The organism is Paenibacillus sp. N119s, from assembly GCF_059447605.1.
Genome location: NZ_JCAJRU010000128.1, coordinates 1 through 14649, shown reverse-complemented (window position 1 = coordinate 14649; position 14649 = coordinate 1). Strand labels below are relative to the sequence as shown.

At 44.1% G+C, this 14649-nt stretch carries 14 protein-coding genes; 7 read left to right on the top strand and 7 right to left on the bottom strand.

Going from position 1 to position 14649, the window contains the following annotated elements; all coding sequences use genetic code 11:
- Positions 1 to 381: 381 nt before the first annotated feature.
- The 3 genes from AC5V8P_RS15350 to AC5V8P_RS15340 all read right to left on the bottom strand — a co-directional run bounded on the left by AC5V8P_RS15350 (position 382) and on the right by AC5V8P_RS15340 (position 3452).
- Entirely contained in the window at positions 382 to 1752 is a 1371-nt protein-coding gene (locus tag AC5V8P_RS15350; protein ID WP_064796550.1) for an NCS2 family permease, read from the bottom strand.
- 255 nt (positions 1753 to 2007) lie between these two features.
- Entirely contained in the window at positions 2008 to 2373 is a 366-nt protein-coding gene (locus AC5V8P_RS15345) for a MarR family winged helix-turn-helix transcriptional regulator (protein WP_231116812.1), read from the bottom strand.
- A gap of 230 nt (positions 2374 to 2603) precedes the next feature.
- Entirely contained in the window at positions 2604 to 3452 is an 849-nt protein-coding gene (locus AC5V8P_RS15340; protein ID WP_063211621.1) for a LysR family transcriptional regulator, read from the bottom strand.
- 129 nt (positions 3453 to 3581) lie between these two features.
- Between AC5V8P_RS15340 and AC5V8P_RS15335 the strand changes: the two genes are divergently transcribed.
- Entirely contained in the window at positions 3582 to 4712 is a 1131-nt protein-coding gene (locus AC5V8P_RS15335; protein WP_064796551.1) for a Gfo/Idh/MocA family protein, read from the top strand.
- A gap of 90 nt (positions 4713 to 4802) precedes the next feature.
- Here AC5V8P_RS15335 and guaA read toward each other — a convergent pair whose 3' ends face one another.
- A complete protein-coding gene (gene guaA, locus AC5V8P_RS15330; RefSeq protein WP_063211617.1) occupies positions 4803 to 6341 on the bottom strand; it encodes a glutamine-hydrolyzing GMP synthase in 1539 nt (512 codons plus the stop codon).
- A gap of 145 nt (positions 6342 to 6486) precedes the next feature.
- Between guaA and AC5V8P_RS15325 the strand changes: the two genes are divergently transcribed.
- The 6 genes from AC5V8P_RS15325 to AC5V8P_RS15300 all read left to right on the top strand — a co-directional run bounded on the left by AC5V8P_RS15325 (position 6487) and on the right by AC5V8P_RS15300 (position 12647).
- Positions 6487 to 7143, top strand: a complete 657-nt coding sequence (locus AC5V8P_RS15325; protein ID WP_063211615.1) for a DedA family protein — start codon at positions 6487 to 6489, stop codon at positions 7141 to 7143.
- A gap of 245 nt (positions 7144 to 7388) precedes the next feature.
- Positions 7389 to 8930, top strand: a complete 1542-nt coding sequence (locus tag AC5V8P_RS15320; RefSeq protein WP_063211613.1) for a spore germination protein — start codon at positions 7389 to 7391, stop codon at positions 8928 to 8930.
- Entirely contained in the window at positions 8927 to 10135 is a 1209-nt protein-coding gene (locus AC5V8P_RS15315) for a Ger(x)C family spore germination protein (RefSeq protein ID WP_063211611.1), read from the top strand. Before AC5V8P_RS15320 ends, AC5V8P_RS15315 begins: the two co-directional genes overlap by 4 nt.
- A gap of 5 nt (positions 10136 to 10140) precedes the next feature.
- Complete coding sequence (locus tag AC5V8P_RS15310; protein ID WP_064796552.1) at positions 10141 to 11250, top strand: GerAB/ArcD/ProY family transporter; 1110 nt, start codon at positions 10141 to 10143, stop codon at positions 11248 to 11250.
- Between the two features lie 29 nt (positions 11251 to 11279).
- A complete protein-coding gene (locus AC5V8P_RS15305) occupies positions 11280 to 11516 on the top strand; it encodes a hypothetical protein (RefSeq protein WP_063211607.1) in 237 nt (78 codons plus the stop codon).
- 15 nt (positions 11517 to 11531) lie between these two features.
- Positions 11532 to 12647, top strand: a complete 1116-nt coding sequence (locus tag AC5V8P_RS15300) for a GerAB/ArcD/ProY family transporter (protein WP_064796553.1) — start codon at positions 11532 to 11534, stop codon at positions 12645 to 12647.
- A gap of 62 nt (positions 12648 to 12709) precedes the next feature.
- On the opposite strand, the gene bcp is transcribed toward AC5V8P_RS15300, so the two are convergent.
- The 3 genes from bcp to AC5V8P_RS15285 form a co-directional block, all read right to left on the bottom strand.
- A complete protein-coding gene (gene bcp / locus AC5V8P_RS15295; RefSeq protein WP_064796554.1) occupies positions 12710 to 13186 on the bottom strand; it encodes a thioredoxin-dependent thiol peroxidase in 477 nt (158 codons plus the stop codon).
- Positions 13187 to 13224: 38 nt separating this feature from the next.
- Complete coding sequence (locus AC5V8P_RS15290) at positions 13225 to 14013, bottom strand: ABC transporter permease (protein WP_081276784.1); 789 nt, start codon at positions 14011 to 14013, stop codon at positions 13225 to 13227.
- A 4-nt stretch (positions 14014 to 14017) separates the two neighbouring features.
- Positions 14018 to 14649, bottom strand: a 632-nt coding sequence (locus AC5V8P_RS15285; RefSeq protein WP_495473709.1) for an ABC transporter permease, incomplete at its 5' end; no start/stop codon positions are given.

Here is a 14649-nt window from a genome sequence, read left to right as displayed (position 1 = left end):
ACGAGATAAAATATCTCATGTTTGATTTTGCGAACAAAATCAATTTACTCACTCGTTGTTCAGTTTTCAAAGATCAAACTTTTTTGAATCAACTCATCGCCTCATCAACTCTTATATCATATCATGTCCGAACCAACTTTGCAAGCATTTTTTTGAATTCTTTTTTCAATCAATTGCTCACAACCATGTGTTTCTTGGCCGGAATTAGAATATACCATATTCAATTTTACTTTGCAAACATTATTTATATGAAATTTCTCAGCATATATTTATTATTTGTTTCCCTTCATATATTACTCCTTTTGATTCTGCTCGTGATTAATAAAAAAAGAACCTCCTTCCTTAAAACACAACAGGAAAGAGATTCTTTTATCTACTGAATTATTCGGAACCCATAAAGGCATAGCGGATCACTACAATAATAGCAAGCACCCACATAAGCCAGTGAATTTTAACTTTATTACTGGTAAACAGATTACTGAACACCGCCAGCACAACGTAAGACAGAATACCAGCAGAGATACCATTCGCTATTCCACCTGTAAAAGGCATCAAAACGATGGTCAAGAATGCCGGGAATGCCAACAGGAAGTTATCCCATTCAATATTGCGAACCTGACTCATCATCAGCACCCCAACGATAATCAGAGCCGGAGCAGTAGCTGCAGAAGGCACAACCAGAGCCAACGGAGCTATAAAAAGGGATAACAAGAACAACACGCCTGTCGTTACAGCAGTGAGACCTGTACGACCACCTTCTTCTACCCCTGCGGAACTTTCTACAAATGCCGTAATTGTACTTGTACCCAACACTGCACCAGTACTTACACCAACAGCATCTACAAGCATCGCTTTACCGATAATTTTTTCGCCCTTTTTCTTATCTTTCATTATGCCTGCACGCGTCGCTGTACCCACCAACGTGCCAAACGTATCAAACAGCTCTACAAATGTGAAGATAAAAATAATATCAAACAGACCGATATGCAAAGCTGCTTTCAGGTCTAACTGCCCCACTGCCAAATTGCCGAAGTCTGGAATCCAGTGGCCTGTTGTCAAGCTGCTCAGATTCGTTACACCCATCGGAATACCGATTAATGTAGTCGCTACGATTCCAATTAGTAATGCACCTTTGACCCGAACGACCATCAGCGCTGCAATAATAAGCAACCCGATTAGCGCCAGCAGCGCATCTTTTTGATGTACCAGACTACCTAGAACCAAATTAAAGGCATGACCCGGAACCGGATGACCAACATCGGTCCCTGGAACGATACTCACCATAACCAGATTACAAAGCTTGAAGCCTACAATTGTGACAAACAAGCCGATACCAACTGTAATAGCTGTTTTTAAATTTTCCGGAACCGCAACAAGCAGCATCTGTCTTACCCGGGTAACGGTCAAAATTAGAAAGACGATACCGGATATAAATACAGCGCCAAGTGCCGCTTGCCAAGTAATCATCCCATTAGAACTCAAGACTACAGTCATAAAATAAGCATTCAAGCCCATGCCTGGTGCCATACCGATCGGTACATTTACAAACAAGCCCATCAGAATGGTAACTAAGCCTGCACCTACTGCTGTCGCAAAGAAAACAGCTTCACTAGGCATCCCCGCTCCAGTGGGTCCCAAAAAGGTATTGTTGACCACCAGAATATAAGCCATAGTCATAAAAGTAGTGATCCCCGCAATAAGCTCAGTGCGGACGTTCGTGCCATGTTCCTTTAATTTAAAGAAACGCTCCATGAGTCGTAATTCCTCCTACGCAAAGCATACTCGTATTGTTGTCGTTCAATTGCTGTAATATTCGCATTCATATACGCTGTATTACATCCGTTATTTTAGGCTCTCCCCTACGGCTTGTCAACAGAAAAAGCGAATGTTACAAATTAAACGCATATGTATTGTTCGGAAAATAGATAACCCGCAAGCTATTATCCAGCTGGCGGGTTATCATTTAGGATAATCAGATGCCTTTAAGATCATTTCTTTTTGCACACTTTACATATTCTTCACATTGCTAGACATACGCTGTAGTGCATTTGTTAAAGCCACAACTTCCTCATCGTCAAACTTAGAAAGGAACTTTTCTTGAAAGGCTTCTCTTTGCTCTGTCAAAACTTGCAGCTCTTGAATCCCTAATTCGGTTAAACGTATATAAGTCACACGCTTATCCTGCTCTTTTTTACTGCGTAAAATAAGACCTTCCTCTTCCAGCCTTTTCAGATGCCGGGTCACTGCTGCACCATCCAGAACCAGCAGATGTTGAAGCTCCAGCTGACTTAGTTCCTGACGATGATTAATATGATACAAAATTTCGACCTTGGTAAAGCTAGTTTTTAACTGTGCTTCAAAAGCATTATTCATTTCTTTACACAAAAGATGCATGCGATAAAATAACTGGCTTTTTTCAGAGCAATGTTCGATGACTACTTCTCCTCCTCATGATACTTGACCTATCAATTGACGCTTCGAGCATTATACACTCTTACTGAGAATTAACAAGTCTTGTGCCTAATCTATATAAACGCTCTTAACATAAAAATACCTACGCTTAACAGGTAACGTGAGCATTTCTGAGTTTTTACTCTCCTACTCTAGTAGATCGTATTATTGATTTCGATAAATTTATGTTCAATTGCTGTCATTTTATGATTTGGACGGGATATTAAATATGTATCCATGTAGCCAAAAATTGAAGGAACGGGTAAATAGGACGATACTTTAAACTGCCTCGCCAGCTTTTTAGACATAAGGGTGATTCCCATTCCCATCAGAGCGAACTCCACCATCGTATCGAATATTCCAACCTCGACAACCTCGCCATGGGTCAATTGCATGTCCTGATACATCTTCTCTAAATGCGTGAGGTACAGGCAGCTATCCGACAATATGATAATAGAAGCTCCTTGCAGTACCTGTTGGAGATCCGAGCCTTCGTGTATACCTTTCCCCACCAGCACCAGCTCTTCACGACATATTTTTTGATAATGAATATATGGGTTGGTAGGATATCCTGTAACAAAAGCAATATCAAGCTCGCCGTCGAGGATGAATTGCTCCATTTCCGTGGTGGTTCCCGTTTTTAATGTCACCGAAGCCTGCGGGTACATCTCGTACACCTTCGTTAGTGCCCTTGTTGTTCCGCCTGCTACAATGGACTGCATCGTGCCGATGCGCAGTTTTTCCTCGTGGGGTCTCATTTTCATTTCTGTGTCTTGCCACAGCGTTAAAATTTGCTTGTACTGAGCATATAAAATTTCTCCGGCGGGTGTCAGTTCCATACCACGAGGCTTTCGGTAAAATAACGCTGTGCCGTAGTAGGTCTCCAGCTTCTTTATTTTAGCCGTCATATTCGATTGCAGATGATTCAGCTTTTGGGCAGCTTCTGTTAAACTTCTAAGCTCCGCCACTGAAACGAATGCCTGCATATTTTGAATATCCACATCTTTACCTCCCATCAAAAAAAATGATATCAACATCATTAACAAACATTATTCTTTATGAGTTAAGTGTATTATATTGGCCTTGAGCACTATTTTCTACCCACATTTTAAAATCAGGAGGGATGGCACATGGTTAAGCAGAAGATTCGTGCAGGTATCATAGGAGGTTCAATGAATAATAAATGGGCCAGCCAAACGCATATTCCGGCTTTACTCAAACACCCGGACTTGGATATCACAGCCATCGGCACTTCCCGTATGGACAGTGCACGCAAAAGTGCAGAGGATGTGGGGGCGCCATTGGCTTTTGACGATGCCAAAAAGCTCGCAGCTTCCGAGGATGTGGATATGGTCGTGGTGAGCATAAAAGTTCCCCATCATCACGAGGCCGTAATGGCGGTTATCCATGAGGGAAAGCATATTTTCTGTGAGTGGCCTCTGGGGGCCAACACTGCGGAAGCTGCTGAAATGGCTAGAGCAGCGGAACTGGCAGGCATTCATCATACCGTTGGTTTGCAGGCACGGCAGGATTTTGAGGTGCAAACGATGAAGAGGCTGATCGAGGACGGGATAATTGGTGAAATTGTATCCTGTCATATGCAAGTAGCTACTTCTGGCAAAGGAGGACGAACAGATCAGGATACGGCTTACTTGCTCAATAGAGCCAGTGGTGCCAACCTGCTGACCATTAACGGGGGGCATGCTCTAGACGCGCTGCAATACATCGTTGGTGAATTCCGCGAACTGTCGGCCATCACATCTTCCCGTTATAACGAAGCCATGATTCAGGAAACGGGTGAAATCATTCCCAAGGATACAGCAGATCAAATTCTGATTCACGGATTGCTGGAAAAAGGAATTCCTGTATCAGTTCACATTCAGGGTGGAGTGAATTCCAAGTTTGAGCTAGAGATTCAGGGGAAAAAGGGCATTTTACGTTTGAGCCAAAATCCTTCGCTTGGACATGTTCAATTTGGGAACCTGACGCTTGAAAAACTTGTATATGATCAGGGAAATCATCAAAGTCATGTGCTTAATGGTTTTTTTGAAACAATATACATAGCAGCTGAGCCTGATGCCGGCCTGGATTTCCCAAAAGAAGGGGTAACTCTAAATGTAGCCAAGGCTCATCACATATTTGCCGGCGATATTTTGGCGGGCACCCGTCTTGCCCCCGATTTCAATCATGCACTACAGCTGCATCAGCTACTGGACCGCATTGAAGAATCGGCTGCAACCGGTAAAAAAATTGTTTGGTAAGCTAGATTGGTAAAAAAAGAACCTTTCACACCACTATCGATGTGGTGAATTGAAAGGTTCTTCATCTTTATCATATTAGTCGTTAAAATCCTACTCCCACTCGATTGTTGCTGGTGGTTTGGAAGTGATATCGTATACGATGCGGTTGACGTTGTCCACTTCGTTGACGATCCGAACGGAGATTTTCTCCAATACGTCCCAAGGGATACGTGCCCAGTCAGCGGTCATACCGTCGATTGAGGTTACTGCACGGATACCTACCGTGTAGGAATACGTACGGGCATCGCCCATAACGCCAACGCTCTTCATATTCGGCAAAGCGGTGAAGTATTGCCAAATTTCCCGATCCAGACCCGCTTTGGCAATCTCCTCGCGCAAAATATAGTCAGAATCACGGACAATCTTGAGCTTGTCCTCTGTCACTTCGCCCAATACACGAATGGCAAGACCCGGGCCCGGGAATGGCTGACGCCATACAATTTCGGCCGGAAGTCCGCATTCTTCACCGACTTTACGCACTTCATCCTTGAATAGCGCATTCAGTGGCTCGATCAGTTTGAACTTCATGTCTTCTGGTAAACCGCCCACGTTATGGTGCGATTTGATAGTTTGCGCCGTTGCTGTTCCGCTCTCTACAATATCTGTGTACAACGTGCCTTGTGCTAGGAAGTCAAAATCATCGAATTTAGCTGATTCTTCTTCAAAAACGTAAATAAATTCGTTACCGATGATTTTACGTTTTTGTTCCGGATCATCCACTCCTGCCAGTTTGGAGAGGAAACGCTCACGTGCATCAATTTTAACAACCTTCATATCGAATTTACCAACGAACGTCTCCATTACACTTTCGGCTTCACCTTTACGCAGCAGGCCGTGATCAATGAACATACACGTCAGTTGGTCACCGATCGCTTTGTGAATAAGCATAGCCACAACGGAGGAATCCACGCCGCCACTTAGAGCGCACAGTACTTTCTTGTCACCTACTTGCTGACGAATTTCACGGATTTGCTCTTCAATGAACGACTCCATGGTCCAGTTGCCTTCACAACCGCATACTTCATACAGGAAGTTGTTAATCATCTCATTACCTTGAACAGAATGCCGTACCTCTGGATGGAATTGTACCGCATACAGATTCCGCTCCAGATTACTCATTGCGGCAATCGGGGCACTCTCTGTTCCTGCATCCAGTGTAAAGCCGGTTGGCAGATCTGTAACGTGGTCGCCATGGCTCATCCATACGGTTTGACGAGAATCCAGTCCTTTAGTCAACCGAGCGCCCTCATTGAATTGCACGTCTGCTTTACCATATTCACGCTTGCCCGCACGTTCTACCTTACCGTCCAGTTGGTGGGCCATTAGCTGCATGCCATAACAAATACCAAAGATAGGGATGCCAAGATCATAAATTGCCCGATCCACCTGAGGAGCATTGTCTGTATATACGCTGGAAGGTCCGCCTGAGAAAACAATCCCTTTCGGCGCCAGCTCTCTCAGCTTCTCCGCAGGCGTATTGTATGGAAGGAGCTCGCTATATACGCCGAGATCCCGAATTCTTCTTGCAATTAACTGGTTGTATTGTCCTCCAAAATCAAGAACTACAACGATTTCATTAGGCTTATTCATTACCGTGCCTCCCTCAATTGTTCGTTTCATTATACGCAACGACAAAACAACACGTCAAGAAATCAACCATAGTTGAGTGGTCATGAAAAGATTGATAAAATAAATTGATTCTAAATTACTTAATCTGCCCGTAGGAGTGTACATGATGGATGTGCTGAAATGGATCGCGCAATTGTTCGAAGAATATGGATATGGCGTCCTTTTTTTCGGCTTGTTACTGGAGTTTATTGCTTTGCCTTTTCCCGGGGAAACCACGATGGCTTATGCGGGATATCTCTCCTATGCCGGTACTCTGGATTTCGGCAATCTAGTGCTGCTAGCTTTTTTGGGCACAACCATCGGTATGACCTTTACCTACTTTATTGGAAAATGGGCTGGACTCCCCTTTATTCAGAAATACGGCAAATGGGTTTTGCTATCGCCGGACAAGCTTCAGAAAACACAAAAATGGTTTCAACGTTATGGATACTGGCTTATTTTCCTTGGATATTTCATCCCAGGTGTCCGGCATTTTACTGGCTATTTTGCTGGAATTATCGCTCTTTCTTTCCGTAAATTTGTCTTGTATGCTTACAGCGGTGCTTTATTCTGGGTCATCCTCTTTCTAAGCATCGGCAAGCTGTTTGGTCCGCAGTGGGATGCCATTTTCCATCTGGTAGAACTGTATGCGTTACGAATCGCGGCTGCCGTAGGATTCATCATCCTGCTGTATTTTATATATCGGTGGAGGAGCTTTCTGTTTGGAACGCTATACAAATCTAAAAAATCGGTAAAAACCAGCAACAAGGATGACATGGAATAGTTTTGCATAATATACCGAAATCACGAAAGATATTACGATACTCCCCCGCTCCTTGAGCCGCCCCATATTCACGGCTTCATTATTTGAGCGCTTCCCCTACTCCAAACATAACAATCTGATGATATCTTGACTCTACGTCGTCAGCATACCCAACAATGGACCCTGTAAATACAATCGGTCAAGCATAAATTCATATTTTCAGAGCATACTATGCCAACAAACTCCAATATCGGAGGATTTTACGTATGCCGAATCTGAATAAAAGTTGTCCACTAACTCATGTATCCTCTAACTTGGAAGATAACGTGAATCATATCGAGAGCTCCTTTGGGAACAGCGGAGATGTAATCATTAAAGAGCTATTATGGATGCAAAAATGGCCGGCAGCTCTGTTTTATATCGATGGTCTGGTCAACACTCAATTACTTCATGATTCCGTTCTGCGTTCATTAATGCGGGTAAACGAACATCATGTACCTGAGGGCATAGAACCATTTAATTATTTGAAGGATCAGGTTTTAATTGCGGGGCATTCAGGTAGTGTGGACGAAATGGACGCTCTATTCAACCGGATGCTATCCGGCGGTATTATCATTTTGCTGGATGGATACACAAAAGGCATATGGATTGATGCGGTCGGTTGGGAGGATCGCAATGTCAGCGAACCCCAGTCCCAGACGGTTGTACGGGGTCCCATGGAGGGGTTTACTGAAAATTTACGTACCAATACAGCTCTACTTCGTAGACGAATCCGTGATCCGCGGCTGTGGATGGAAACAAGACAGATCGGTCAAGTGACTCATACCAATGTGTCTGTAATGTATATCAAAGGAATTGCTGACGAAGAAGTTATTCAGGAACTGAGAGATCGTTTGGACCGAATTGATATTGACGGAATTCTGGAAGGGGGTTACATCGAAGAGGAGATTCAGGATGAAACCTTCACCCCATTTCCGACCATTTATAACAGCGAGCGTCCGGATTCAGTCGCTGCCAGCCTGCTGGAAGGCCGAATTGCTATATTGGTGGATGGAACTCCCTTTGTTTTGTTAATACCTGCGTTGTTCGTTCAATTTTTCCAGTCGGCCGAGGATTATTACCAGCGTGCTGACATCAGTACTTTGCTGCGCTTGCTGCGATTCTTTTCCTTTTTTATCGCCATGCTTGCACCCGCAGTTTATATCGCGATAACTACCTTTCATCAAGAGATGCTTCCGACAAACCTTTTAATCAGTCTTGCCGCACAAAGGGAAGGCGTACCGTTCCCGGCATTTGTCGAGGCGATGCTTATGGAGATTACTTATGAAATTTTGCGTGAAGCAGGGGTTCGAATTCCCAAGACCGTCGGACAGGCTGTCTCGATTGTAGGTACACTGGTCATTGGACAAGCAGCTGTAGATGCAGGAGTAGTCTCAGCGGCTATGGTCATTGTTGTGTCGATCACAGCGATCTCTAGCTATGTTATTCCAGAAAACGGTTTGTCGATAGCGGTTCGTATTGTACGCTTCGCCTTAATGATGCTAGCGGCAGCCTTCGGACTTCTTGGAATATTGATGGGGATCATTGTACTTTTGCTGCACTTAACCAGTCTGCGGTCATTTGGTGTCTCTTATATGAGTCCGTTCGGCCCATATGTGGAAAGCGATTTGAAAGATACGCTGTTTCGCCTACCTTGGTCTTATATGAAGTCACGACCTCAATCCACCCCTATCCAAAATACGATCCGCCAAAAAACAAAAAAAAGACGGATTGGCAATAAACCAAAAGCCAGAAGGGATCAACCATGAAGCAGACCATACATTTGCTCTTCGTCTGGGGGCTGATTGCAGTACTATTGGGTGGATGCTGGGATCGAAAAGAATTAAACGAGTTGGGCATCGCTATCGGGATCGGGGTGGATATGGAAGGAAACCAGTATCAGGTGACTGCACAGATGGTGATTCCTTCTGCAGTAGCCTCCAAATCCTCACCTAGCTCCGGCTCGCCGGTTGTTACTTATCAGGCAACGGCTCCAACGATTCAAGAGGCTATTCAAAAAATGACGGATACAAGCCCGCGATCCATCTATTTATCTCATATTCGAATGCTGATTTTAGGTGAGGAGTATGCGAGAAGAGGAATTTCCGATGCGATTGAAACTTTGATGCGAGAGCCTTTTACCAGAAGCGACTTTTATATTGCGATAGCCAAAAATCACAAGGCCTCTACGATGTTAAAGATTCCCACTCCACTGGAAAAGTTGCCGGCCAATAAAATGTTTGCTTCATTGGATACCTTAACTAAAACATGGGCTCCTGCCACCAAAGTAACCATGGATCAACTGCTTAGCGACTTGGCTAATCCTGACATCCAGTCCACCCTGCCCGCATTGGAAGCTGTGGGAGATATAGAATCGTCCAATGAAAAGGGTGTAGATGCCACCAAAAGCATATCTCCTGGCACCATATTAAGGTTCTCTGGCATTGGTGTCTTAAAAAAAGACCGCTTGCTGGGCTGGATTAATGATGAAGACAGCAAAGGATTCAATTATATCCGGAATAAGGTAGTTTCTACTACGGGACACGCCGACTGTCAAGGAGGGGGGGACATTGCCTTATTAACCTTAAGCAGTGACACCCAAAAAAAGGTGCTTATTCGCGATGGAGAGCCTGTTATCTCCATATCAGTTACTAACAACAGCACAGTACGAGAGGTTAACTGCCAGCATATGAAGTTAAGTAGTATGGCGGATATTAAAGAAATCGAAGCTGCAAGCAATGAAAAAATCATTGAAATTATGAAACATTCCGTAGAGACCGTTCGGAATGAGTTTAAATCAGACATTTTCGGCTTTGGTCAGCTGATCCACCAGTCCAAACCAGAGCTGTGGAAAAGACTAAAAGAACAAAAAGAAAATCCTTTTATGGATTTAAAGATTGAATATAAGGCAAAAACCAGGATCCGGAAAATCGGTTCCTTGTTAGAATCATTCCAAAAACGAATGAAGGAGTGAGCTTGATGGAGGAGAAAGGGCGTATTAGCATTACAAATATAGCCATACTCGTATTTTTGAGTATTATCGGAGACTGTGTGCTGGTGTATCCCTCCCTCATTACAGGCATATCCAAGCAGGATGCCTGGATCAGCTCATTCCTAAGCATCCCTGCAGGACTGGCTTTACTATTGCTACTCCTGCGGGTGCATCAGCTATATCCTGATCTCACCTTTATTCAACTCAGTCAGCGAATTTTGGGTCCGTGGTTTGGCGCTCTCATCTCCATATGGTATTTGTTCCATTTATTAATGAATTCAGCGATTTATTTAAGAGAAGCCGGAGATTTTATGAACAACCAGACCTATGTGATGACGCCCCTTCCTGTTATCAATTTACTCTTAGTTCTGGTGCTTATGTGGGGCATGTATATGGGGCTGGAGCCTATTGCACGTACGGCTCAAATCATGTTTCCATTATGCCTGGCTTTCACTTTGTTTTTAATCCTGTGCTTGCTTCCCCAATGTGACAGTCAGCAGCTTAAGCCTATAATGGAGCAAGGTATTCCTAAGATTATGGAAGGCGGCATTTTTGCATTGTCCTATCCATTCGGAGAATTAGCTTTTTTACTCATGATTTTTCCTTATGTGAGCAAACAACCAGGTCTAAAAAGATCCGTTTTACTATCCGGACTGGCTGCCAGCGTTTTGTTAAGCGTACTGCTCCTGGTTTCTCTCCTGGTTTTAGGCCCTTTTGTAACTGAAAATAGTGTTTACACCTCTTATACGCTATCTAAGAAAATCAACATAGGAAATTTCTTGCAGCGGATTGAATCCATGATGAGTACTGCCTGGATTATCACTACTTTTGTTAAAACCATTTTACACTTCTATGCCTTTACCTTAGGAATGACCCAGCTACTGCGATTACATAATGTCCGGACCTTTCTTGGGCCAAGCTTCATGATCCTGTTCGGCATGATTATGGTGTCGGCACCCAATATTACTTACTATCTGGACACGATCGTCCATGCCTGGATTTATTGGGATCTGACGGATTCCGTTGTCCTTCCTTTGCTGCTGCTTGTCGTATACAAATTAAGATCGAAAAGCAATCATAGTCTGGGACCTGGCTGAGCCTACCCATAAAGGAAGGAGCATTTGACATGCTGATTACCATTGTCATTATCTGTATCGGTCTGGCCATTGCCACCAAGGATTTGCCAGGCTTATACCGAAAACATCGTTTCAAAGACATGTTCGTATACATCATTATGCTTGGATTAGGCACATGGCTTAGTATTCTTGCTGCCAAATTAGAGGTTACGCCAAGCCCGCTAATTTTGATTGAAATCATCTATAACCCTGTGAATGCTTTTGTGTCCCATGTATTTGGTTTTTAGAAAGGAGACAGCCACATGTTAAAAAAAGCACGTATTAGCATTCGGCAAGTGACTGTCCTGATGTTCATGAGTTTAATCGGGGATATGCTCTTAATCTATCCGACTATGATTACGCATATTGCTCACCAGGATGCCTGGATCAGCTCTATACTATCCATCCCGCTGGGCTTAATTATCATATACGTGCTCCTTCGCCTTCATGAACTCTACCCAAGTCTTACACTAATAGAAGCCACCCGCAAAATTTTGGGACCTGTCTTCGGATCTATCGTTTCTTGCTGGTATCTATTTTATTTCTTTATGAGTACTGCCCTGAATGCGAGAGAGGTAGGGGATTATCTGACTACACAGATATTTGAGAGCACTCCTTTGCGCGTTCTACTGGCGATGGAAGTTTTGATGCTTGTGCTTGCTGCATTAGCGGGAATTGAAGCCTTTAGTCGGGTTAGCGAGATTTTGATACCTGTGTATGTATTCATTTTTAGTGGCTTGATCCTGGCGCTGCTACCACAAATTCACCTTTCTAATGTACGTCCTGTTTTGGAAAACGGGCTCGCTCCTGTTGCTAAAGGGATGGTTCCAGGCGCGGCAATGCCTTTTGCCGGAATGTCTATCATGCTTATGGTTTTCCCTTTTGTCAACAAAAAAGGTCATTTTAAAAGGGATATGCTGCTCGCATCGCTTCTAGGCGGAGTACTGATCAGCCTCTTTCTGCTGCTCTCCCTGCTTGTCATCGGCCCCTTCGTGACCAACTACAGTCCATACATTTCTTCTGCACTTTCAACCAAAATTAATGAGCTGAATTATATTACACGCATTGAATCACTGGTTGCTTTGCTCTGGGCACTAGTCGCTTTTTTTAAGGGAGTCATTTTCTTCTTTGCCTTTACTTTCGGTATAACCCAGTTGTTCCGAATTTCTAATGTCCAACCTTTTATTATACCTGCGGGGGCGCTTGTGTTTGGAATGACCATTTTGATAACCCCCAATGTGTTTTATTATGTAAGAACTCTTGTTTATCCCATGGCTGCCTGGCATTATACGAACGGCTTGATTATTCCGCTTCTTTTGTGGACTGTTTACCTCTGTCGGCAAAAGTGGAAACATCGACAAAACACCTCTAAAAATTAAAAAAACCTTTTGAAACCGATGCTTAAAAAAGCAGCACTCGATTCCAAAAGGTTTTTCTTTACTTACGCCATGTCCTGAATGTATGCCAGCGCGGCATCAATATGCCCTTTTACCCTTAAACCACGCCATTCATGAACTAAAATACCATTCTCGTCAATAAGGAACGTAGAGCGAACAATGCCCATGTACTGCTTGCCATACATCTGTTTTTGCTGCCATACACCATAGGTTTCAGCCACCTGATGCTCTTCATCAGATAACAGCTGAAAAGGCAGACCGTACTTGGCAATAAACTTGTCATGCTGCTTGAGTGGATCGGGGCTTACACCCAGAATCACTGTGTTCAAACCTTCAAACTCCGAGTGTTTATCCCGAAAGTCGCAAGCCTGGGTCGAGCAGCTAGAGGTCAAATCCTTAGGATAAAAATACAACAATACCCTGCTGCCTCGATAATCCGATAGCTTGACGCTCGTTCCTTTACTGCCAGGTAATTCAAAGTCTGGTGCCGCTTGTCCAATATCGATCGGTGCCGTGGACATTTTATCATCTCCTATCTTGTAGGGGTCTTATATACGCCCTATGAGCCAGCCCCCCGGTAACGCCGAATTCCCCAGTTCCACACCAGTAAGCCCAATGTCAGAAAGACAATGCCTACCACCGGAGTTAAAAGTGCCATATGGCGCATGTCCTCTCGTTGAAGAAACAGGGAAGCCGGATATACGCCAACAAAGGCAAATGGCAGTATCCAAGTCAACACAACCTGAATGGCGCGGTTATAGATCGTCACTGGATAACGTCCGTAGCCCTGGATATTATACATGAGCGGAATAATCCCCGTAGGCGCATCTGAAAAGAATGAAAGGGAAGTTAATATGGTGTAAATCCCTGTATAAATCGCCACGGCACTTAGACTCAAAACGATTAGCGCTGGTACGAACCACCACTCCATAGCCAAATCCATCTGTGCCCCGCTGATGCCCATAATAATCAGACCGATCACTGAGCCGACCAGTGCGGGCGGGTCCACGTTCTCAAGGAAAATCTGGAACAGATTATACGCCGGACGAGTCATTACCCGGTCGAGTTCACCTTTTACAATATAACGCTCACTGAAGTTCCAAAGGTTGACGAAACAACTGAATAACCCGTAAGGAACCATAAAAAATCCATACACGAACACGACTTCACTTTCACTCCAGCCACCCAAGCTGTTCGTATGCATAAAAATAACCAAAATAAAAATAAGATTCGTGGCCTGAAAGAGCAGATCCGAAATGACTTCTACCCAAAAATCGGCACGGTAGGTGAGCCGTGACTTCATATAATTTTTCAAATATTCGCTAATGAGACCCAAATAGTACATCATCGGCTTACCCTCCCTGCACGAACAGACGTCTGCGCGCCAGCCGCCAAATGATGATCATCGGCACGAGCAGAACGACCAGCCAAATGATTTGGATACCTAGCACATTCCAGATGCCAACGCCTTTTACACGTCCCGTAAATACAGAGCCTGGCAAATAAGTAATTGCCTGAAAAGGCATCCATTGGGAGATTGTCGCCAGCCAGCCCGGAAACAAACTGATTGGCAGGATCAACCCTGAGAACAGGTCTACGACTACGCGCTTCATGCGCATCATGCCCTCGTTATTTTCAATAAAAAAGGCCGTCAATCCAGTAATAATATTAATCTGAGTATTGATTAGAAAGCTGAAGAACAGCATAACCAGAAAACCAATCCAGGCTACCGGGTCACTAGGGAGCTTCACGGGAAACAGCAGCATCGCAATCGCCATGCCCGGAATCATAAACAAGAGGAAACGAAACATCCCCTCGCCGAGCCCCTGCATAAATTTAACAAGCACATAGTTATAAGGCCGGATCATCTGAATAGCAATGCTTCCATCCCGAATATCCGTCGATATTTCGCGATCCAGATTGTTAAAATAAAAGGCTCGTGCCATCCACGATACGGCTACATAGGTCGTCATTTGAGCAGCAG